The following is a 21,300-nucleotide window of genomic DNA, read 5'->3' as shown; positions in this document are numbered from 1 at the left end:
GCGGGTTAGACGACCTGTTTAGAGGTCTTGGATGACGTCGATGAAGTCCTGGCGGCGGTGCACGCCGAACTTCGTGTAGATGTTCCTGATGTGCGTCTTGGCCGTGTTGCGCGAGATGCACAGGCTGTCGGCGATGTACTCCGCGTCGCGGCCCGCCTTCATCAAGGCGAACACCTCGAGCTCGCGGGGCGACAGGTGCACGCTGCCCAGGCCCTCCTGCTGCGCAACCGGCGCGGCGGGCGCCTCGGCAACCGCATCGTCCACGAGGATGGACGAGATGTCCACGCGGCGGATGGCGACGGCGCACAGCAGCAGGATGGCGATCATCACGATGACGATGACGGGCAGCGTCTGCTCCAGATCGACCCCCGACAGCACGTGCACGCCCACGAGGCTGCCCACGAGCGAGCCGCCGGCGTACACGCTGCGCCCGTAGCCGAACACCTGGATGGGCGAGAAGTAGCGGCTGTGCCCCAAGTACGACATGAAGAACCAGATGTAGGACGAGAACAGGCAGTAGATGAGGAACGTGCCGCCGATGCCGACGGGGTTTCCGAAATCGAGCAGGTAGGCAAGCGCCACGAACGCGATGAGGCAGAAGATGATGGGACGGTACAGCCGCTCGAACTGGATCTCGCGCATGCGGACGAAGAACACCGTCAGGACGAACGACGCCATCACGAGCAGGCTCACCCCCAGCGTCAGGCCGCTGTCGAGGTCGGCTTGCGGGAACCACGAGCCGCCCAGGCCGTTTTGCAGGAAGGCCACCGCGCCGATGAGGAACACCACCACGAGGAAGCGCAGGAACGACTGCCAGGGCATCCCGCCCGCGTCCACGTAGCCCGCGCCCACCGCCGCATCGTCGTTGGACGGCGCGGCCGCCACGATCATCGCGGCCGACAGCGACGGGAGGACCACGGCCACGAACAGGCAGATGATCGGCCAGGTGCCGATGCAGAAAAAGAAGATCATGCCCGCCGCCACGTCGCTCAGAAGCGTCGCGATCACCGCGGTGTTGATCTTCACGGACGAGTAGATCTGCCCGGCCCTGATGGAGATCGGCGCCGTGCAGACGCCCGTGAGCCCGCTTCCCACGAGGAACAGCCAGCTCGCCGGATCGCGCAAGAGCGCCAACGAGGCGAACTCCATGGCCACGCCGAGGCTCGCGACCGCTCCGAACAGGATCATCGACCACTTCAGCGAGAAGAGCTTCGCGGCGCGCACGTGCAGCACCGAGAGTAGGATCGACACGACGATGTAGCATGCGGTGGAGACGTAGTACATGCTCAAGCCGGGATTGACGCCCTCCGGCAGCACGAAGTTGAGCCAGAGCGGCGAGGAGTACATGATGAGGAACCATGCGCGCCAAAACGCGTACGACAGATACTTCGCTGCAGACCAACTGGCCATATCAGAACCCCCGCTCCGTGCGCCTCGCACGATCTCCCCCGCTCGGGCCTCGCGCCCGCTCGCCGTCGAAGCGGGCCCCGACCCCCTTCGCGACGAGCTTCATTCTAGCATGACCTACGAAAGCAGGCCCGCGTCGTCGAAGGGCCAGAGCACGGCCAGGCTGCGCGCTTCCGCCGAGGCCGCGGGCACGGCGCCGAAGAAGCGCGAGTCCTGGGAGTTCGTGCGGTTGTCGCCCATCATCCACATCATGCCGTCGGGAACGGTGTAGGGATACGTCACCGCGCTCGGCAGCGTGTAGGTGGGGCGGCCGTCGGTGTAGGGTTCGGCCAGCGCCACGCCGTCCACGTACACGAGGCCGTCCTCGTCGTTGACGTCGACGGTCTGGCCGCCCACGGCGATGCAGCGCTTGAGCAGCAGGCGCCCCGGCACTTCCGGGTCCTGGAACATCACGATGTCGCCCGGTACGGGGTCGCGAAAGTAGTAGCTCACCTTCTCGGCGAGCACGCGATCGCCCGTCATGATGGTCTCCTCCATCGAACCCGAGGGAACGGCGTAGGCGTGCCCCACGTAGGCGAACGTCAGCCATGAGATCAGGGCGACGAAGCCCGCCCACACGAGCAGGTCGACGAAGCGGCGCAGGAGGCCGGGACGGTCGTCGCGCGCGTGATCACCGGAGTTCATGGCGCCCCCCTACGCTTCCGCGGGCTCGTCGGCCAGCGTCTGCAGGAAGGCGCGGTCGGCCTTCGACAGCTCCACGGCGTCCAGCAGGTCGGGACGCAGGCGGGCGGTGCGCTCGAGGCTTTGCTCGCGGCGCCACGCGGCCACGGCCGCATGGTTGCCCGACAGCAGCACGGGCGGCACGTCCATGTCGCGAAACGTGGCGGGCCGCGTGTACTGCGGGTACTCCAAGAGACCGTCGGCGAAGCTCTCGCCGAGCGCGCCCGTCTCGGCCCCCAGCACGCCGGGCAGCTTGCGCACCGCGGCGTCGATGACCACCATGGACGCCAGCTCGCCGCTCGTCAGCACGTAGTCGCCGAGCGAGATCACGCGGTCGGCCAGCGTGTAGGCGCGCTCGTCGATGCCCTCGTAGTGGCCGCACACGAACAGCAGGCGCTCCTCGCGCGACAGCTCGCTTGCCACGGCGTCGGTGAAGGGCTCGCCGCAGGGCGAGAGGAACACGGTGGTGGGACGCGGGCCGCTCGAGGCGATGGCGTCGTAGGCTTCGAAGATGGGCTCGCACTTCATCACGAGGCCGTCGCCGCCGCCGTAGGGGTCGTCGTCGGTCGTGCGATGGCGGTCGTGGGTCCAATCGCGCAGGTCGTGCGCGACGAACGTGAGGATGCCCTTCTCCTGGGCGATGCGCATCATGGAGGCGCCCATGACGGACGCGTACATGTCGGGAAACGTCGACAGCGTTTCGATGATCACGGGCCAGTCCTTTCGGTGCGAGCGGATGGCGGCCCGCTAGAGTTCCAGCAGACCGTCCGGCAAATCGACGTCGATGCGGCGGGCGTCCTCGTCAAGGCCCGTCACGAGCGCGTCCACGAGCGGCACGAGCACCGCCCCGGCGCCCTCTTCGCGCGCCACGCTCAGCAGGAACTGCCCCGGGTTCTCCACGACGGATTCCACGGTGCCCACGAAACCGGCGCGCGCATCGTGCACCTCGAAGCCCACGAGCGTGTCGGCCTCGGTGGCAAGCGCCTCCTCGGGCAGGTCGGCGCGGCGCACGAGGCAGCTGCACCCCACGAGCAGTTCGGACACGTCGATGGAATCGACGCCCTCGAACGTCACGAGGTAGCCGCCCTTGCCCGTTTCCTGCACGGATTCCACGCGGGAGCGGCGCGGCGCGTCATGCTGCGGCGGCACGAAGGCAACCTCCATGCCCGGCTGCAGCAAAAAAGGAAGACCCGGCGCGCAGCGCGCGACGAGCCCTCCTGTCAAGGTCTTCGTTTTAGATAGCTCGGCTACGTTCGCCCACGTGCGCATTTAGTCGAGAAGCTCCACTTCGACATGGGTGTTCGTACGCGATGCAGCGGCACGTGCCAGCGTGCGGATGGCCTTGATGACCCGTCCCTGGCGACCGATGACCTTGCCGGCATCTTCTTCGTTCACGCGAACTTCGACGAGAATAGAACCGTCCTCGGCGTCGCTCGACGTGATCTCCAGCTCGTCGGGAAACTCGACGAGAGGGCGCACGACGGACTCGACGAGACCGACGATATCTTCCGTCTGCTCGGCCATGGGTCTTACGCGTTCTCGCGAGCGCGCTTGATCAGGCTGGCAACCGTGTCGGTCGGCTGAGCACCGTTCTTGATCCACTGATCGACCTTGTCCATGTCGAACTGCACCATGGCAGGCTCGGTGCAGGGGTTGTAGCGGCCGACTTCCTCGATGAACTTGCCGTCGCGCGGGCAGCGCGAGTTGGCAACGACGATGCGGTAGTACGGGCGCTTCTTGGCACCGTGACGGGCCAGGCGAATTTTGACTGCCATGAAGATGAACTCCTTTTTGCTTCTTACATACGATTCGATGCGTACATCGCAACATTGCGGTGCAGCGAAAACAGCAATTGCTTATGATACGGTGTAAACGCCCGTTTGACAAGCGGATTACTTGCTGGAATTGTACCGAAATGCGCGCCTGCGCCCCACCTCGACCGCGCGCGTCCTCGAAAATCCCATGTTTCGGGCCTCCGGCACCCCTTTGGCAACCCTTCCGCGCACCCGCTTGACGCCGCCTGCGCTCCTGTAGTACGATCGCCGCCAATTGAAGAGCAGACCTGCCGCCGGGTAGGTCAAGACGTAAGCATGCGCACCCTCATCGGTAGGCCTGAGAAGATGAGGGAGGTCGCATGCTTTTCCTTTGGGAGGAACCCATGAACTGGATTATCTTGATCATCGCCGGCTTGTTCGAAACCTTTTGGTCCTACGAGTTGAAGCTCTCCGAAGGCTTTTCCAAGCTCCTTCCCAGCATCCTCACCATCGGCGGCATGGTGGTGAGCTTCGGCCTGCTGGCCCATGCGCTGAAAACGCTGCCGCTCAGCGTGGGGTACGCCGTGTGGACCGGCATCGGCATCGTGGGGGCCGCCATCCTGGGCATCGTGCTGCTGAAGGAGCCGGTGAGCGCGGCGAAGGTGCTGTGCATCGGCCTCATCGTCGTGGGCATCGTGGGGCTGAACCTCACGTCGGGCGACTAGGCCTGCGCTTCGCCGAACAGCTTGCAGCGGTTGCGGCCGGCCGTTTTCGCCTCGTAGAGGGCGCGGTCGGCCTCGTCGTAGAGCTGCTCGTAGGTTTTGCCGCCGCCGACGCAGGCGCTGATGCCGATGCTGCACGTGACGGGCTCGCCGATGGCGCGCTCCCCCACGCCGGGCATCTGCGCGCAGATGCGCTCCGCCACGAGCTTCGCCTCCTCGGCGCTCGACAGCGCGTCGAGGTAGATGCAGAACTCGTCGCCGCCGATGCGCCCCACGATGTCGCGATCGCGCACGACGGACCTGATGGCCTGCGTGCTGCCCTGCAGCACGGCGTCGCCGCGCGGATGCCCGAACGTGTCGTTGACACCTTTGAAGTCGTCCAGGTCGAAGATCATGAGCGCACCGGTCGCGCCCGCGTCGGCTTGCTCGAGCCGCGCGGCGATGAGCGAAGCGGCCGCGCCCAGGTTGCTGGCGCCGGTCAAATGGTCGGTGGACGCCTGTCGCTGCAAGCGCTCCCGCTCGCGTTTCTGCTCGTCGATGTCGGCGAGCCGGTACACGCCCTTCCGCGGGTTGCCCTCCTGGTCTTTGATGATGCGCCCGCTGACGGAAAACCACGCCATGCCGCCGTCTCGCCGCGCGAACCGGCACTCGACCGCCGTCGCGTCGTCCGCGCGTTCGACGAGGTCGTACAGCCCCTTGAACGTGGCGGCGCTGCGATCGTCGGGATGGTCGATCCAGAAGCGGCTGAACCGCCCCACCGTACTCGGGCCGTCGTAGTAGGAGCCGTAGGCGCCGAGCATCGTGAGTTCGTCGGAGGCGTAGTCGTACTCCACGAACATCTCGCCGGTCAGGTCCATGAGGATGCGCTGCCGCTCGAGCTCGATGCGCAGGCGCTCGTTCGTCTCCACGACGTCGGTGACGTCGGTGTAGAACAGGTACATGACGGGATAGACGTCCTGGTAGCGCTCCTCGGTGAGCATGCCGTTCGTCTTGACCCATATCCGATGGCCGTCGGCGTGCACGAGACGGTACGTGATGCTGAAGGGCTCGCCCGTCTCGATGGCATGCTGCACGGCCCGCTCGAGCCTCGGCTGATCCTCGCGGTAGATGTACAAGCTGCTGTTGAAGCCCTGCGATTCCACCACGCCGCGATCGACGCCGCACAGCCGTGCCAGGCCGTCGTTGTAGTACAGGATGCTGAACTCGTCGTTGCAGGCGAACTTGCCGATGCCGTCGGCGATGGCGTCGAACACGCTTTCCAGCTCGTGGTTCTTTTGATCGACGAGCTTCTTGAGCAGCTCGAACGCTTTGTCGTCGTGGGGCATACACTCTCCGTTCTTGCAGGTAAGAGTAGTATATCACCCCCCCCCCCCCCGCTCAATGCAACCGGGTGCCGAAAGTTTACTAGATTAGTATAGTTTCAGCACCCCAGCGGCGTGCACCCTCAGCAGGGGCCGCCCGTGTCCACGACGTCGCGGTAGTAGATATGCATATCCTCGTAGCCGCCCATGTTGCCGCAGAAGCCGCCCGGGATGGTGCCCACGCGCGTGAAGCCGAGGTCCTCGTACAGGTGGATGGCCGACGCGTTCGAAGCCACCACCGCGTTGAACTGCAGGCCGCGGAATCCCCGCTTCGCGGCCTGCTCGATGGAATCCTTCACCAGCTCGCGGCCGAGCCCCAAACCGCGCGCGCTCGACACCACGGCATAGCTGGCGTTCGCCACGTGCGCGCAGCGCCCCACGTTGTTGGGGTGCAGGATGTACAGCCCGAACAGCTTACGGTCCACCACCGCAACCACCGTGAGCGCCTGCGCGGCGAAGAACTCGCGCGCCTCGTCGATGGACAACGGCATGATCTGCGGGAAGGCGTTGCCCGCCTCCACCACTTCGTTCCACACCTTGATCATTCCGGCGAGATCTTCCTCGCGATAGGGGCGTATCTCAAGCGCCATGTGCGCATCCTCTCCATCCGTGCCGATTACCGATGGCAACGATTATAGAGGATGAAGCGGCACTGCGGCGCAGCATCCTCCCCTACTCGGCCACCAACTCCCGCACGTCCACGCGCTTGATCTTACGTGCCGAGACGAACGCGGCGGCCAGGAACACGAGCGCGAGGCCCACGGTGAGGGCCGCCACCATGAGCGGGTTCGTGTCGAGGACGAACCGCGTGACGCCGAACATGCCGAACAGCTGGCTCATGAGCCACCCGCCGCTCGCCGCCGCGGCCGTCGCGCCCAGGAGGCACCCCAGCAGCGCCACGATGAAGAAGCGCAGGGCGAACTGGCGGCGCAGACGGTTCGAGGTGAAGCCGAGCGCGCGGTACACGCCCAGGTCCTGCCGCTCGGCGGTGAACATGCGGCCCGTGATGAGCGACACCGCCAAAAACGCGAGGGTCGCCGCGACGAGCGCCATGAGGTAGGCCATGGTGATGAACAGCGTCTGGATGAGCGTGATCATGTCGTCGGTGTCGGTGAACAGGCCGGTCGGCCGCACATCGACAGCGTCGCCGAAGCGCTGCTCGAGCCCGCGGCGCACGTCGTCGGCCACGTCGGGGTCGGCCAGGGCGTACTGGCGCGCCACGGTTTCGTCGTCGGAGTCTTCGCCGAACAGGGTGCAGAAGGCGTCGTAGGTGAGCACGCTGCCGTAGCCGGCGTTGAACATGCCCGAGAGGAAGCCGCACACGATAAGCGTGCGCTCCTCCCCCGCCACCTCGATCACGAACTCGTCGCCCACCTCGAGCCCCATGGACGAGGCAAGGTTCGGGCCGATGAGCACTTCGTTGTCCAGGCGAGGCGCGCGCCCTTCCACCACGTCCTGGATGAGCGACAGGTCGGACAGCCCCACGAACGAGCGGCTCTCCCCATCCAGATTCACCATGGTGAACAGCTCTTTCCACGATTTCTCGACGGGGCTCGACTCCTCGATGAAGCGCTCCACCTCGTCGAAGTCAACCTCGCCCGTCGCACGCACCGACACGTCGCTCTTCCACATGCCGAACGTGGTGTACGCCGCGCCCGGCGCGCCGAGGGTGCCTCCGATGCCGAACACGAGCACGATGAACGCGCATAGCACGAACGAGCAGGCCAGCAGGCCGACGTAGCGGCGCTTCGCCGACACCACCGCGCGCATCGCCACCTGCAGATCGAGCGGCGATCCCGTCACGGGACGCGCGAGGCGGCTCGCGAAGCGCACGTCCGACGCGCCGCCGCGAAACGCCACGAGCGGCGAGATGCGGGACAGCTTGCGCGCCTTGAACGCCACCACGCCCACGACAAGCGCCATGAGCAGCGCGAGGCACGCCACCGCGGGCAACGACACGCCGCCGTGCGCGGCCAACACGCCGGTGAGCTGCGTGAAGAACGGCAGGGCGACGGGCACGAGCACGAGGGACAGCCCCGAGCCCGCAAGGAGGCCGAACAGGCTCGCCCCCGCGTACTCGATGACGAGCACGCGCGACAGCACGGGGCAGGACACGCCGAGCGCTTTGAGCGTGCCGTAGTCGGCGTAGTCCTGCTCGATGGACGTCGACACGGCGTGCGTGCAGATGACGAGCGCGATGACGAACAGGAGCAGCGCGAACACCCCGCACACCGCCGAGCCGATGACCACCACCATCATGGCGTAGCCCGCAAGCGTCGTGGCGCTGAACAGGCCCGAGGTGGACTTGCCCCAGGACGTTTCCTCAGAGATGATGCGCGTGAGGTCGTTCGGCCCCATTCCGGCGGCGCGCGCCTCCTCGGTGAGGTCGACGTTCATCTGGACGATGCGGTACGCCTGCTGCTTCGAGGTGAACACGTCGGACGGCGCCCCCGATTCGAGGGTGAGCGCGTCGACGTCGTCGCCCATGCCGTCGATGTCGCCGGGCGCGAGCAGGCAGCGCTTGACCTCCATGAACGGCGTTCCCAGCTGCGGGTCCTCGAAGAACGCCGCGATGGTGAACGTGCGCGTCTCATCGCCGATCAGCAGGTCCACCGTGTCGCCGACGTCCACCCCCGGCGACGATCGCCACGAGGCGGGCGCGTACAGCTCGCCGGGGCGCGGGGATGCGGGGTTCTCCACGAACGACCCGCCGTCGTCGGCGAGCACCCGGTAGGCCAAGCCGGCGCCCCATGCTTCGAACATGTTCGACGACGTGGGGTTCTTGTCGAGGTCGCCGCCTGCATGGTGGAACTTCGTGGGAATGCGCAGCGCGTCGTACGCCCGCGCGTCGCCCACCTCGTCGATGGCGCGCACGTCGTCCACCACCTCGTCGGTGAGGTTCCACGGCACGTCGTACACGTACACGTCGCCCGCGCCCGATTCCGCGAGCGCCTCGGCTTCGCGCGCGTTCAAATCCACGTACATGCCGATGGTGAAGCACAGCGCCGTCGAGGTGAGCGCCATGAGGAAGAACAATCCCAGAAACGAGCCTTTGCCGCGTTTGATGCCGGCTTTCGCCAGCGTGCTCACGAGCGCCATGGCGCGCCCCCTACCACGACAGCGACGCGAGCCAGGCGTTCACCTGCGCCTCGCGCGCCTTCACCGTGGCCGCCGCGTCGTCCGTCCACGCGGGCAGCCCCAGCTCCCCCACGATGGCGCCGTCCTCGAGGTACAGCACGCGGTTCGCGCGCACGGCGCTCTGCACGTCGTGGGTGACCATGCAGATGGTCTGGCCCTTCGCGTTGAGTTCGGCCAGCAACGCGAGCACTTCGAGCGTGTTCGCGCGGTTGAGCGCGCCGGTGGGCTCGTCGGCGAACACGATGTCGGGGTCGTTCACCACGCTGCGCGCCACGGCACAGCGCTGCTGCTGCCCGCCCGACGTCTGGCTCGGCAGGTGATGCGCGTCGTCCTCGAGGCCCATGCGCTCGATGAGCGCCTGGGCAACCGCGCGCGTCTCGGCCGGCGTGCGGCCCTCCTTCAAGTAGCCGGGCACGGCGATGTTCTCGAACAGCGTGAGGTTCGACACGAGGTGCGCCTGCTGGAACACGAAGCCGAAGCGCTGCGCGCGCAGCTCGGCCATGTCGCGCTCGCGCAGGGCGGTGAGGGAGGCGCCGCGGTAGCGCACCTCGCCCGCCGTGATGCCGTCCATGCCCGACAGGCAGTACAGCAGCGTCGACTTGCCCGACCCCGACGGGCCCATGATGGCGGTGAAGTCGCCTTCGTAGAGGGTCAGGTCGACGTTGCTCAGCACGTGCGTCTGCACGCCGTCGGCCGCGTAGCTCTTCGAGAGCTTATCGGTGCGGATGATGGATGGTTTCATGACTGCCTCTCAGATCGGTTCGTGTCCGAGAAGCATCCTACGGCGCCCAACATTAAGGCGTCCTTAAGGCTCGCAGGGAAATTCGAGAACCGCCCGCAGCCCCGGGGCGGCGTCTTCGAGCCGGACGACGCCGCCCATCTGCTCGACGAGGTAGCGCACGATGAACAGGCCGAGGCCCGCGCCGGGCGCGTCGGCGGCGTTGCGGCCGCGGTAGAAGCGGTCGAAGGCGAAGGGCACGTCCTCGGGCGCGATGCCCGGCCCGCGGTCGCGCACGGCCACGCGGTAGGCGCCCGCCTCGGGCACGCGCGCGCCCGACACCTCGACGGCCGAGCCGGGCGCGTACTTGCGCGCGTTCGCGATGAGGTTCTCGAGCACCTGCGCGAGCCGCTTCGGGTCGTGGCGCACCGTGGCATGGTCGAGGCGGCCGAGGACCACGTCGCCCGTCGCGTCGAAGTCGGCCACGGCGGCGCGCAGCGTCTCGTGGATGGCGGCGTCGGCGCTCGTCACCGCGATGCGGTCGAGGTCGGCGAGCGCATGGAGGAACAAATCGTCGGTGAGCGCGGTCACCTCGTCGCACTTGCGCGCGATGGTGCGCGCGTAGCCGGCCCGCTCCTCCTCCGTGCGGGCGAGCCCCAGCTCGAGCGCTTCGGAGTAGGCGCGGATGGACGCGATGGGCGTCTTGATGTCGTGCGACAGCGCGGCCACGGTGGTCTTGCTCTGCTCGACCGCTTCCGTCTCGGCGGCGCGAGCGCGCTTGATCTCCGTGCGCATGTTGTCGAACGCCCAGGTGAAGCGGCCGAAAGGGTTGCTGCGCTCGTAGGAAAGCGGCAGGTCGAGATTGCCTGCCGCCACCTCGTCGGCGAACCGTTCGAGCTTGAGGAAGGGCCGCACGACGCTCGCGTACAAATACGCCACCACGATCCACGCCGCCGCGATGCCCGCCGCGGCGAGCGCCCACACGAAGGCGAACGGCAGCGTCGAGCGCACGTCGGCCGCCTCGCGCAGCGTGTCCTGCGCCGCGGCGAGCGCCCGGTCGGCCTCCTGCGCCGGCGCGTCCCCGTCGAGCGAGGCGCGCGCCTCGTTGAGCGCCACCACGCCCGCGCGCACCGTGCGCGCGGAGCCGTCCGTCGAGAGCGCCGCGCTTGCGCCCGCCGCGAGCGCGAGGAGCAGTAGCGACGCCGCCACGGCGCACGCGAACAGGCGGTTCATGATGGGCCGCGCCTCGCGACCGACGGCGGGGTTCGTCACGACGCCGCGCCCGCAGGGTCGAAGCGGTAGCCGCGGCCCCGCACGGTTTTGAAGTAGCGGGGATGCGCCGGGTCGTCCTCGAGCTTCGCACGTAGCCAGCTCAGATGCACCGACACCGTCTGCGGCTCCACCTCCGAGAACGCGCCCCACACCTCGGCCAGCAGGCGCTCCTTCGACACGACCTCGCCGGGATGTCGCACGAGGAAGCGCGCGAGCGCGAACTCCTTGGGAGAGAGCGCCACCGCCTCACCGTCCTTCGACAGCGTCTCGGCGGCCTCGTCGAGCGCGAACGGGCCCGCGACGAGCGTCTCCGCCGCGCCGCCCGCACGTCCCCGTGTGCGCCTGAGCAGCGCGTTCACGTGCGCGAGCAGCTCGCGCAGCGAGTAGGGCTTCGGCAGGTAGTCGTCGCCGCCCGTGTCGAGGCCCACGATGCGGTCCGTCTCGCTCGTGCGGGCCGACGCGAAGATGAGGGGCACGCCGCTTGTGCGCCGCAGCGCCGCGCACGCGGCGAACCCGTCGTCGCCCGGCAGGTTGATGTCGAGCAGCACGAGGTCGAACGAGCGGGTGCGCAGCACCTCGTAGGCGTCCTCCGCGCTGCCGGCGCGCACGACCACGAACCCCTCGTTCTCAAGAAAGCGCCCGACGATGGCGGACAGGTCCGCATCGTCGTCGATGATCAGTATGCTGGGCACGCGCGATCCTTTCTCGGGTTTCGCGCGAAGCGCGAAGCAATCTGCCGGGTTCGCGCAGTGCGTCAGCGAGGCCGCCCGAGATGCCCGAGATCGTGGGGATCGCGCGGGCGACGCGTACCGCGGTACGCGAGTCCGCGGGATCGCCGCGAGATCGGGCATCTCGGGCGGCCGCAGCGTCGGCTCCTTCCGCTGGCCGACAGGCCGGCGGAACCCTTACTCCCCCAACATGTCCTGGAGCTTTTTGAGGTCGGCCATGTTCATGCCGCCCATGCCTCCGGGCAGGCCCATGCGACGGCGGCGGCCCTTCTTCCCCTTCTTGCCCTTCTTGCCGCCCTGCATGTCCTCCATGGCGGGCATCATCTTCTTCATCATCTTCTTCGTCTCGTTGAACTTCTTCATGAGCTGGTTCACGTCCGAGACGGTGACGCCCGCGCCCGCGGCGATGCGCGCGCGGCGGGAGCCGTTCAGGAGGTCGGGCCGTTCGCGCTCGGCCTTCGACATGGAGTTGATGATGACCTCCATGTGGTCGAACGCGCCCTCGTCCACCTGGCCGGCCGCCATGGCCTTGTCGCCGCCGGGCAGCGCGGACAAGAGCTTCGACACGCCGCCCATCTTGCGGATCTGGCGGTTCATGTCGATGAAGTCGTTGAGCGTGAGGTTCGCGCTCATCATGCGCTCGGCCTGCTCCTGCTCAACCTCTTCCTGCTGCACCTTGACGGCGCTCTCGATGAGGCTGACCACGTCGCCCATCCCGAGGATGCGCTTCGCCATGCGGTCGGGGTGGAATTCCTCGAGCGAGTCCGGCTTCTCGCCGGACGAGATGAACTTGATGGGCTTGCCGGTGACCTGCTTGATGGACAGGGCGCCGCCGCCGCGGGCGTCGCCGTCCATCTTCGACATGATCACGCCGTCGAAGTCGACGCGCTCGGAGAACGCGCTGGCCACGTTCACCACGTCCTGGCCGGTCATCGCATCAACCACCATGAGGATCTGGTCGGGCTTCACCGCGCGCTTGATGTTCTCGGCCTCGTCCATCATCTCGTCGTCCACATGCAGGCGGCCCGCCGTGTCCACGATGACCACGTCGCGCAGGTTGTCAATGGCGTCCTGGATGCCCTCCTGCGCGATCTTCACCGGGTCCTGCCCGTCGCCGCGGTACACGCGCACGCCGATCTCGTGCCCAAGCGTTTCCAGCTGGTCGGCCGCGGCGGGTCGGTACACGTCGCAGGCCACGAGCAGCGGGACATGGTTCTCCTGCTTGAGGCGGTAGGCCAGCTTCGCGGCGGCCGTCGTCTTGCCGGAGCCCTGCAGGCCCACGAGCATGATGACGTTGGGGATGCGGCTTGAGAGCACGAGTTTGGAATCGGTGCGGCCCAGCAGCTCGGTCAGCTCGTCGAGCACGATCTTGATGACGTTCTGCGCCGGCGTGAGCGAGTCGAGCACCTCGGCGTCGAGGCAACGCTCCTTCGTGCGCGCGACGAACGACTTCACCACCTTGAAGTTGACGTCGGCTTCCAGAAGCGCCATGCGGATCTCGCGCATGGCGTCGTTGATGTCGTCCTCGGTCAGGCGGCCCTTGCCGCGCAGTCCGGAAAATATGCCCTGCAGGCGCGTCGATAGGTTCTCGAGCATGGTCGGTGTGCTCCTCGTCGTATGCGTCGATTAAGCGTAGTATTCAAATTATACGCCACACCGCCCACCGCGGCCACAAACACACAACCAATCCGACCGTTCCTCAGAAATACCGGTGGATTCCGGCTTCGTCGGGTTCGCGGCGGATGGCGCGGCGGTCGACGAGGTGGTTGAGGATGACGAGGCCCTCGGTGACGATGCACCAGCGCTGCACGAACGAGATGGCCTCCCAGGTGTCGAACGGCACGTTCCAGCGGATGGCCCTGATCACCTCTTCGCCTGTGAGGCCCGGGTTCTCGCGCACGATGGCGCGCGTCTCGTCGAGCCGCTCGAGGTGGTGCGCGGCCAGCCAGTCGATGCGCGCCTCGAAGTCGTCGCGCGGCTCCCCGTGCGAGACGAACAGCCTGCGGCACGCCAGGCGGCGCACCTTGTCGAGGCTGTCGAGGTAGGCCTGCAGCCCGTCGGCGCCGTCCGGGAACAGCGCGATGCTCGGCGAGATGACGAACAGCACGTGATCGCCGCTGAACAGGATGCGCGACTGCGGCTCGTACAAAGACAGGTGGCCCGGCGTGTGGCCGGGCGTCTCCACCACGCGGAAGCGGTAGCGCCCCACGTCGATGGCGTCGCCCTCGCAAGACGGCACGAGCGTCAGGCGCGACGCGTCGAACAGGCGCGGCTCGACGGCGTAGCGAGCGTAGCCCGACGCGTCGGACGGCGAGACGCCCTCAGCCACGAACGCGCGGCGCGCGCTGTCGTAGGAGGAGGCGGCCCGCGAGGCGCGCACCGCCTCGAAGTCCACGGGGCTCACGTAGAGCCGCGCGCCGGGAAGCGCGATGCGGTCCACGAGCCCCGCATGATCGAGGTGCAGGTGCGTGAGGAAGAAGGCCGCGCGCGCCCGATCGACGCCGAGCTCGGCGAGCGCGGCGTCGAGGATGGCGAAGCCCTCGTCCGACGGCGCACCCGTGTCCACGACGAGCGTATCGTCGCCGTCCCGCACGATGTAGCAGTTCGTGTCGTTCGTGGAGATGTTCTCGAACGGCACGCGCACCTCGAACACGTCCGGGTCGCGATGCACCTGCACGCAGGCCACGCTAGCCCCGCTCGTCGAAGGAGCCCACGAGAGCGCGGGAGAAGTCGTGCGCGTCGAAGTCCTTGAGGTCGTCGAGGCCCTCCCCCACGCCGATCTTGAGCACGGGCAGCCCCAGCTCGTGCGAGACGGCCAGCGCGATGCCGCCCTTCGCCGTGCCGTCGAGCTTCGTGATGATGACGCCGTCCAAGTCGAGCGCGCGGTCGAACTCGCGCGCCTGCTGCAGGCCGTTCTGGCCCGTGGTGGCGTCGGTGACGAGCACGGTGTACACGGGCAGAGCGCTGCGCTTGCGCACGACGTTCACCACCTTCTCGAGCTCGCGCATGAGGTCGGCGGACGTATGGAGGCGCCCCGCCGTGTCGATGAGCACGAGATCGGCGCCGGCGGATTCGGCGCGCTCGATGGTGTCGTAGCACACGCTGGCCGGGTCGCTGCCGCGCTCGCGCGTGACCACTTCGACGTTCGCGCGCTTCGCCCACACCTCCAGCTGCTCGATGGCGGCGGCGCGGAACGTGTCGGCGCTGCCGAGGATCACCGTGCGGCCGGCGTCGGTGGCCTCCTTGGCCAGCTTGCCCACCGTGGTGGTCTTGCCGGTGCCGTTGATGCCCACGAACAGCACGAGCGCGGGCTCGCCGCCCAGCACCTGTTCGCCGCCTTGCGCGAACGTAGAGGCGATCTGGTCGTTCAGCAGGTCGAGCACGGCGTAGGCGTCGGGCAGCGCCTTGCGCGTGGCCTGGTCGCGCAGGTTTTCCACGATCTCCGTGGCGGCCGCGCCGCCGATATCGGCCAGGATGAGCGTCTCCTCAAGCCCGTCCCAGAACTCTTCGTCGAGGTCGGGGCCGCGGTCGAGCAGGACGTTCATCTGCTCCTTGAACTTGTCGCGCGAGCGGGTGAGCCCCTCGCTGATGCGGTCGAACAATCCCATGATGGCGGGCTCCTTTCTTGGTAGCCTGAACAGTGTATCCCAAATGAGGCCGCGCGTCAGCGGCGGGGGTCCTCCTCCTGCTCCACGTGGAGCGTGTGCAAGGTTCGCGTATAGCCGACGAAGGGGAAGAACGCGAAGACGAACCCGGCGGCGAACACCAGGCATCCGACGAGGCTCGCCCACGACCCCGCCTCGTTGCCCTGGGCGGCAAGGCGGCCCTGGAGCGCGAACAGCAGCACCGCCGCGAGCGCGCAGACGAGCGCGGCCCATCCCGCGCCCGTCCGGCTCGCCGACAGCGTCTCCGCCTCAGCGTCGTCGTCGGTGTAGAGCGGGACGGTGCCGGCCTCGGCGCGCACGATCTGCCACGTCGGCCCCAAGGCGACGGGCTGCCAGCCCGCCATGGCGTAGAGCTCCTGCGCCTCGGCCGAGAAATCGCGCTGGAAGTCCACCGCGTAGTCGTACGCATGCGGCGCACCCGCCTCGAAGCGGTACAGGATTCCGCACGAGAAGCCGCTCAGGTGCCACCCGCGCGCGCTCATATCGGCGAGCATCTTCATATCGTGCTTCGGCATGATGGCCAGGCCGCCGCACATCCGGTACTTAGCCATGATCCTCCTCGTTCGCCTCGCCCAGACGAGCCTCTGCCACGGCCAGCAACCGCCCTCGCCGTTCGAAGTCGCGCTGCAGCACCGCGCGGCCCTCGTCGGTGGCCGCGTACAGGATGCGGCTCTCGTCCTCGGCGATCTCGGCGATCCAGCCCGCCGCCTTGAGCTTCTTGAGCGTCGTGTACATGGTGGCGGGACCCACCTCCACGGCGCCCGACGTGGACTCCTTGACGTCCTGCATGATCCGATACCCGTACGCCGGCTCGAGCGTTGCCAGCAGGATCAGAAAGATGCTGTCGGACAGCTCCCCGGTCTCGTACGGGCTCCTCTTCGCCATTTCGTTCCTCTCGTATATCCATCATGGATACTATGCTACAATGGGCCTGCTTGCAAGCGAATCCACTACGATTTCCCACTATACTCTATCTTGAAATGGAGCGTCCCATCATGGCTGAAGAGCGTTTGGAAGCAGCGGTTGCAAGCGAGCATGCCCCGGCACCGGCACCGCAGAAAGAAGCCTCCCCCTGGAGCAAAGAGCGCGGCACGAGGATATTCCGGATCATCACGATGATCGCCCTGCCCCTTCTGTGGATCGGGTTCTTCTACGCGCTGTACGCGGGCAACGAGAGCACCATGTCCAGCTACTCGCTGCTCATACTCATGTTCTCGCTGCTGAACGCCGATGTGCTGGTCAAGGGCGAGAAGCTGCCGAACAAGGCGCTCAACGTCCTGGCCAAGGTCAACGCGGTGCTGCTCTGCACCTGGGCGGTCGTTGTCATCGTCCGCCTGCTGATGGGGTAAGCGCCCCCGGCCGTGCAGGCCGGCGCGCTATTCGGCGTACTGCAGGGCGCGGTCGAGCTTCTGGCTGACCACCTTCGTCACGCCGTCGGCCTGCATGGACACGCCGAACAGCACGTCGGCCATCTCCATGGTGCGCCTCTGGTGCGTGATCATGATGAGCTGGGTGGAGTCGCGCAGCGATTCGAGGTACATGGTGAGGCGCCGCAGGTTCGAGTCGTCGAGCGCGGCTTCCACCTCGTCGAGGATGTAGAACGGCGTCGTGCGGATGCGGTACACCGCGAACAACAGCGCGAGCGCCGTGAGCGACTTCTCGCCGCCGGACATGAGCATCATCTTCGTGATGCGCTTGCCCTTCGGCTGCGCCGTCACCTCCACGCCCGTGTTCTCCAGGTCGTCGGGGTCGGACAGCGCGAGCTCGGCGCTGCCGCCCGGGAACAGCACGGCGAAGATCTCGCGGAAGTTCGCGTCCACCGCCTCGTAGGTGCGGATGAAGTCGTCCTTCATGCGGGCGTCGATGACGCGCACGATCTTCGTGAGCGAGCGGCGCGCGCTGTCGAGGTCGGCCAGCTGGGCGGCCAGGTAGTCGTAGCGCTCTTTGAGCTGCTCGTACTCCTCGGCGGCGTCGGGGTTGATGGTGCCCATGTTCGCGATGCGGCGGCGCAGCTTGAAGGCCGCGTCCTCGCACGCGCCGCGATCCTCGAGCTCGGGAAGCTCGAGCGCGCGGTCGAGCGGCACGTTGCAGTCGTGCACGATGACGTTCACCGCCGCGTCCACCTGCACCTCGAGGCGCCCCTTGTCCACGCGCGCCGCCGACAGGCGGGCGTTCGCGTCGTCGAAGGCGTCGTGCGCCGCACGCGCGACGGCGCGGGCCTCGTTCACGGCGTTGTGCAGGCCGGTCGAGGAATCCTGCGCGGCCGTGGCCGCCTCCTCGAGGTCGCGCGTCCACTTCCGGGCGCTTGCCACGAGCTCCTCGAACAGGGCCAGCAAGGGCTCGATGCGCTTCTGCGCCACCGTCTTCCTGAGCAGCGTCTCGCGCGCTTCGGCGTCGCTTTTCGCCACGGCCTCGAGGTCGCGCGTGCGCGCGTCCACCACGCGGCTCGTGTAGGTCTGCCGCTCGGACAGCGTGGCCGCCTTGAGCTTCGCCTCGGACAGCGCGTCGCGCAGGCGCGCGGCCTCCTTGCGCAGCGGCACCACCGTGTCCTGCGCCTCCTCGAGACGCGCCGCACCCTGCTCGAGCTCCTGCTTGAGGGCGGCCAGCTTCTGCTCGAGCGCCTCCACCGACGGACGGGCCTCGGCCACCGTGCGCTCGGCCTCGCCGCGCTGCCGCTCGATGTCCTCGAACTCGCGGCGCACCGCGGCCAGCTTCTCCTCGCCGCGACGCGCTTCGGCGCGGGCCGAATCGGTCTTGCCGCGCAGCTCGGCCAGCTCCTGCGACAGGCGCAGGCTCTCCCCCTGCGCCGTGCGCAGCGCGGCCTCGGCCGCCGCCGCGCGCTCCTCGGCCGCGGCGCGCGCCTCTTCGGCAGCGCGCAGGCGTCCGCGCAGCTCCTCGAGCCGGCGGGCGCGCGCGAGCACGCCTTCGTCGCTGTCGGCCGCGGCGGCGCCCACGGTCACCTTGCCGTTCGGCCACACGATGCAGCCGTCGGACGTGACGTAGCGCACGCCCTGCGCCCGACGCGCATGGGCGGCGAAGGCCGCGTCGAGGTCGGCGCACACCACCACGTCGCCCAGCAGCGCCTCCACGGCGTCGGCGTCCTCGGCGGCGTACGTCAGCTCGTCCACGAGCGCCCGACCGAGCCCCGCGGCCGCGGCCTCGCGCGCCGCCGCAGAGCGCACGCTCTCGCCCGTGCGCGGCACGAGCACCACTTCGCCCCGCTCGTCCTGCGCCACGAGCGCGGCCGCCGCAGCGTTCGCGCGGGTCGCGTCGTCCACGAGCAGCGCCGACACGTCGGAGGACAGCAGGTGCTCCACGAGCGCCTCGAAGCCCTCGGAGGCGCGCACGGCATGCGCGAGCGGGTCGAGGCGCACGCCGAGGTCGGCGGCGTTGTCGAGCAGCCAGGCGCGGGCCGGTCCCGCCGCCGCGCTCGCGCGCTCCACCTCTTCGAGCCCCTTGATCTCGGACGCCACGAGCGAGGCCGCGTCGCGCGCCTCGTCCAGCTCGCCGCGCGCCGTCTCGCGCGCGCCCAGCGCCTCGCCCACGCGGGCGCGGGCCGCCCCTTCGGCCTCCACGAGCGCATCGAGCGCCGTGCCTGCCTGCGCCGCCGCGTCCGCGAGCGCCACGGCCTCGGCTTGCGCGCGCTCCAGCTGCAGCTCGAGCTCCTTGCCGTGCCCCTCGATGAGCTTCACGTGCGCAAGCCCGCTCGTGAGCGCCTCCTGCGTCTCGGCCAGCTCGCGGCGCGCCTGCTCCTGCGCGCGCTCGCCCGTGCGCTTCGCGCGCTCGAGCTCCTCCACCTCGCGTTCGAGCGCGCGGCGCTGCTGCGCGTTCTCCGCTTGCTCCTGCGCCAGGCGCGCCACGGCGGTGTCGGCCTGCTCGCGGTCGTGCTGCACCTCGGCCAGCTGCGCCGCAGCCTGCGCGCGGTCGGCTTCGGCCTGCGCGCGCTTCGCCTTGTTCGCTTCCAGCGTAACGCGCAGCTCGGCCTCGTAGCTCTGCGCCGCGCGGCGCTTCTCGTGCAGCAGCAGGGTCGCGCCGTCGAAGCGCTCGACGGCCGACGAGGCGCGGCGGTGCTGGCGGGCCAGCTCGCCCGCGTCCACGCTCTCGCGGCGAATCTTCTCCTGCAGCTCCTCGGCCGCCGCCTCGGCCTGCGCGATGGCGGCGCGCTTCTGCTCGAGCTCGGCCTCGAGGGCCTGCTCGCGGCTCACGGCGTCGTTCCATCCGCGCCGCAGCGTGCGCAGGTCGTCCACGGCGAGCCCCAGGTTCAAATCGGCCAGCTCGTCGGCGAGGCCCTGGTAGGTGCGGGCGCGCTTCGCCTTGCGCTCGAGCGGCCCCAGCTGCCGCTCCACCTCGGCGGCCACGTCCTTGACGCGGGACAGGTGCGCGTCCATGGCGGCCAGCTTGCGCTCGCTCTTCGCCTTGCGCTGCTTGTGCTTGAGCACGCCGGCGGCCTCCTCGATGAGGGCGCGGCGATCTTCGGGCTTCGATTGCAGGATGGAATCGAGCGATCCCTGGCTGATGATGGAGTGCGTGCCCGTGCCCAGCCCCGAGTCGTGCAGGATGTCCAGCACGTCCATGCGGCGCGCCACCACGCCGTTGATCAGGTACTCGCTCTCGCCCGACCGGTACATGCGGCGCGTGATGGCCACCTCGTCGAAGTCCACCGGCAGCGTGCCGTCGGAGTTGTCCAGCACGAGGTCCACCTCGGCGATGCCCACGCTCTTGCGCGCCGACGACCCCGCGAAGATGACGTCCTCCATCGCCTGGCCGCGCAAATGCTTCGCATTGCGCTCGCCGAGCACCCACAGCACGGCGTCGGAGATGTTCGACTTGCCCGAGCCGTTCGGCCCCACCACGGCGGTGATGCCCGGTTCGAGCGCCAGCACGCTGCGGTCGGCGAACGACTTGAAGCCTTTGAGAACGAGCGATTTCAGATACATGGAACGGCTACCCCTGCTTGCGCTGCTTCGCGCGCTCGCGTTCGGACTTCTTGCGCGCCTTCTCCTCGGCGCGGGCGGCGGCCTTCTCGGCCTTGGCGAGCTTGGCCGCTTCGGCCTTCTCGGCGCGCGCCTCGCCGTCGACCCCGAGGCCGAAGAACTCGCCCAGACGGGCGAGCGTGCTCTTGGCGGCCTGGCTCTCGGCCTCCTTCTTCGTGCGGCCCGTGCCGCGCGCGAGGCCCTGCGAGCCGGCGAACACCTGCGCGACGAACGTGCGGTCGTGCGGCGGCCCCTGCGTCTCCACCAGCTTGTACGTGGGCGTGATGCCGTCTTCCTGCAGCTTCTCCTGCAGGGCGCTCTTGGGGTTCTCGGGCTCGCGCGCCATGTCCACCGACATGCGCGGGATGAGCGTGCTGTTCACGAACGCCACGGCCGCGTCGATGCCGCCGTCCAAGAACAGCGCGGCCACCACGGCCTCGTACACGTTCTCGAGCGCGGAGTGCAGGCCGCGACGGCCCGTGCCCGTCTCCGAGGAGCCGAACACGATGATGTCGGTGAACCCGAGCCGCTCGGCGACGTCGGACAGGCTCGCGCCCGACACGAGCGCCACCTTGATGCGCGTGAGACCGCCCTCGTCCAGGTCGTGGAAACGATCGAAGGCGATGGTGGCCACGATGGCGCCCAGGATGCTGTCGCCGAGGAACTCAAGGCGCTCATAGGAGTATTTGACCGACTTGCCCTCGGTGGCCGAGGGGTGGGTGATGGCGGAGAGCAGCAGTTGCTCGTCGGCGAAGCGGTAGCCGAGGATTTCCTGCGCGCGCGTCAGTTTTCTCTGCTGTTCATCGGTGAAGGTCATGGAGTGCTCGGGCTTTCGTTCAGGC

At 68.3% G+C, this 21,300-nt stretch carries 21 protein-coding genes; 2 read left to right on the top strand and 19 right to left on the bottom strand.

Annotated elements, in window-relative coordinates; translation table 11 throughout:
- Window positions 1-18: 18 nt before the first annotated feature.
- From C1876_RS05345 to rpsP, 6 genes are all read right to left on the bottom strand, one after another.
- Window positions 19-1,410: a helix-turn-helix transcriptional regulator gene (locus C1876_RS05345; protein ID WP_114545684.1), complete on the bottom strand. Its 1,392-nt coding sequence runs from the start codon at window positions 1,408-1,410 to the stop codon at window positions 19-21.
- A gap of 114 nt (window positions 1,411-1,524) precedes the next feature.
- Window positions 1,525-2,091 carry a signal peptidase I gene (gene lepB, locus C1876_RS05340; RefSeq protein WP_114545683.1) on the bottom strand — a complete coding sequence of 189 codons (567 nt, stop codon included), beginning with the start codon at window positions 2,089-2,091 and terminating at the stop codon, window positions 1,525-1,527.
- Window positions 2,092-2,100: 9 nt separating this feature from the next.
- Window positions 2,101-2,838 (bottom strand): tRNA (guanosine(37)-N1)-methyltransferase TrmD, encoded by a 738-nt coding sequence (trmD, locus tag C1876_RS05335; RefSeq protein ID WP_114545682.1) that lies wholly within the window; start codon window positions 2,836-2,838, stop codon window positions 2,101-2,103.
- Window positions 2,839-2,874: 36 nt separating this feature from the next.
- A complete protein-coding gene (locus tag C1876_RS05330; protein ID WP_244910049.1) occupies window positions 2,875-3,276 on the bottom strand; it encodes a ribosome maturation factor RimM in 402 nt (133 codons plus the stop codon).
- Window positions 3,277-3,396: 120 nt separating this feature from the next.
- Window positions 3,397-3,651, bottom strand: a complete 255-nt coding sequence (locus C1876_RS05325; protein WP_101722295.1) for a KH domain-containing protein — start codon at window positions 3,649-3,651, stop codon at window positions 3,397-3,399.
- 5 nt (window positions 3,652-3,656) lie between these two features.
- Window positions 3,657-3,902 carry a 30S ribosomal protein S16 gene (gene rpsP / locus C1876_RS05320; protein ID WP_114545680.1) on the bottom strand — a complete coding sequence of 82 codons (246 nt, stop codon included), beginning with the start codon at window positions 3,900-3,902 and terminating at the stop codon, window positions 3,657-3,659.
- 383 nt (window positions 3,903-4,285) lie between these two features.
- Here rpsP and C1876_RS05315 point away from each other — a divergent pair, with 383 nt between their 5' ends.
- Window positions 4,286-4,606: a DMT family transporter gene (locus C1876_RS05315; RefSeq protein WP_114545679.1), complete on the top strand. Its 321-nt coding sequence runs from the start codon at window positions 4,286-4,288 to the stop codon at window positions 4,604-4,606.
- Here the strand turns inward: C1876_RS05315 and C1876_RS05310 are convergent.
- The 11 genes from C1876_RS05310 to C1876_RS05260 form a co-directional block, all read right to left on the bottom strand.
- Window positions 4,603-5,928: a sensor domain-containing diguanylate cyclase gene (locus tag C1876_RS05310; protein ID WP_114545678.1), complete on the bottom strand. Its 1,326-nt coding sequence runs from the start codon at window positions 5,926-5,928 to the stop codon at window positions 4,603-4,605. The genes C1876_RS05315 and C1876_RS05310 overlap by 4 nt on opposite strands.
- A 119-nt stretch (window positions 5,929-6,047) precedes the next feature.
- Entirely contained in the window at window positions 6,048-6,554 is a 507-nt protein-coding gene (locus C1876_RS05305; protein WP_114545677.1) for a GNAT family N-acetyltransferase, read from the bottom strand.
- 82 nt (window positions 6,555-6,636) lie between these two features.
- Window positions 6,637-9,063 carry an FtsX-like permease family protein gene (locus C1876_RS05300; protein ID WP_114545676.1) on the bottom strand — a complete coding sequence of 809 codons (2,427 nt, stop codon included), beginning with the start codon at window positions 9,061-9,063 and terminating at the stop codon, window positions 6,637-6,639.
- Between the two features lie 10 nt (window positions 9,064-9,073).
- The gene (locus C1876_RS05295) at window positions 9,074-9,844 is read right to left on the bottom strand and encodes an ABC transporter ATP-binding protein (protein ID WP_114545675.1); all 771 of its coding nucleotides are present in this window, start codon (window positions 9,842-9,844) and stop codon (window positions 9,074-9,076) included.
- A gap of 63 nt (window positions 9,845-9,907) precedes the next feature.
- The gene (locus C1876_RS05290; protein WP_148707937.1) at window positions 9,908-11,092 is read right to left on the bottom strand and encodes a HAMP domain-containing sensor histidine kinase; all 1,185 of its coding nucleotides are present in this window, start codon (window positions 11,090-11,092) and stop codon (window positions 9,908-9,910) included.
- On the bottom strand, window positions 11,089-11,784 hold the full coding sequence (locus tag C1876_RS05285) for a response regulator transcription factor (RefSeq protein ID WP_114545673.1): 696 nt from the start codon (window positions 11,782-11,784) through the stop codon (window positions 11,089-11,091). Before C1876_RS05285 ends, C1876_RS05290 begins: the two co-directional genes overlap by 4 nt.
- Before the next feature lie 213 nt (window positions 11,785-11,997).
- Window positions 11,998-13,416 carry a signal recognition particle protein gene (ffh, locus tag C1876_RS05280; protein ID WP_114545672.1) on the bottom strand — a complete coding sequence of 473 codons (1,419 nt, stop codon included), beginning with the start codon at window positions 13,414-13,416 and terminating at the stop codon, window positions 11,998-12,000.
- A 103-nt stretch (window positions 13,417-13,519) separates the two neighbouring features.
- A complete protein-coding gene (locus tag C1876_RS05275; protein ID WP_114545671.1) occupies window positions 13,520-14,506 on the bottom strand; it encodes an MBL fold metallo-hydrolase in 987 nt (328 codons plus the stop codon).
- A gap of 1 nt (window position 14,507) precedes the next feature.
- Window positions 14,508-15,428 (bottom strand): signal recognition particle-docking protein FtsY, encoded by a 921-nt coding sequence (ftsY, locus tag C1876_RS05270; protein ID WP_114545670.1) that lies wholly within the window; start codon window positions 15,426-15,428, stop codon window positions 14,508-14,510.
- 56 nt (window positions 15,429-15,484) lie between these two features.
- Window positions 15,485-16,036, bottom strand: a complete 552-nt coding sequence (locus C1876_RS05265) for a DUF2812 domain-containing protein (RefSeq protein WP_114545669.1) — start codon at window positions 16,034-16,036, stop codon at window positions 15,485-15,487.
- Entirely contained in the window at window positions 16,029-16,370 is a 342-nt protein-coding gene (locus C1876_RS05260) for a PadR family transcriptional regulator (RefSeq protein WP_114545668.1), read from the bottom strand. The genes C1876_RS05265 and C1876_RS05260 overlap by 8 nt, the downstream gene beginning before the upstream one ends.
- A gap of 110 nt (window positions 16,371-16,480) precedes the next feature.
- On the opposite strand from C1876_RS05260, the gene C1876_RS05255 reads away from it, so the two are divergent.
- The gene (locus C1876_RS05255; RefSeq protein ID WP_114545667.1) at window positions 16,481-16,834 is read left to right on the top strand and encodes a hypothetical protein; all 354 of its coding nucleotides are present in this window, start codon (window positions 16,481-16,483) and stop codon (window positions 16,832-16,834) included.
- A 27-nt stretch (window positions 16,835-16,861) separates the two neighbouring features.
- Here the strand turns inward: C1876_RS05255 and smc are convergent, their stop codons facing one another.
- Together smc and rnc are read right to left on the bottom strand one after the other, a co-directional pair.
- Window positions 16,862-20,422, bottom strand: a complete 3,561-nt coding sequence (smc, locus tag C1876_RS05250) for a chromosome segregation protein SMC (protein ID WP_114545666.1) — start codon at window positions 20,420-20,422, stop codon at window positions 16,862-16,864.
- A gap of 7 nt (window positions 20,423-20,429) precedes the next feature.
- Entirely contained in the window at window positions 20,430-21,275 is an 846-nt protein-coding gene (rnc, locus tag C1876_RS05245) for a ribonuclease III (RefSeq protein WP_114545665.1), read from the bottom strand.
- Between the last annotated feature and the right edge of the window lie 25 nt (window positions 21,276-21,300).

It is taken from the genome of Eggerthella sinensis, from assembly GCF_003339815.1.
Taxonomy (GTDB): domain Bacteria; phylum Actinomycetota; class Coriobacteriia; order Coriobacteriales; family Eggerthellaceae; genus Eggerthella; species Eggerthella sinensis.
The sequence above is the reverse complement of the archived record's forward strand: the minus strand, read 5'-3'. Positions and strand labels throughout refer to the sequence as shown.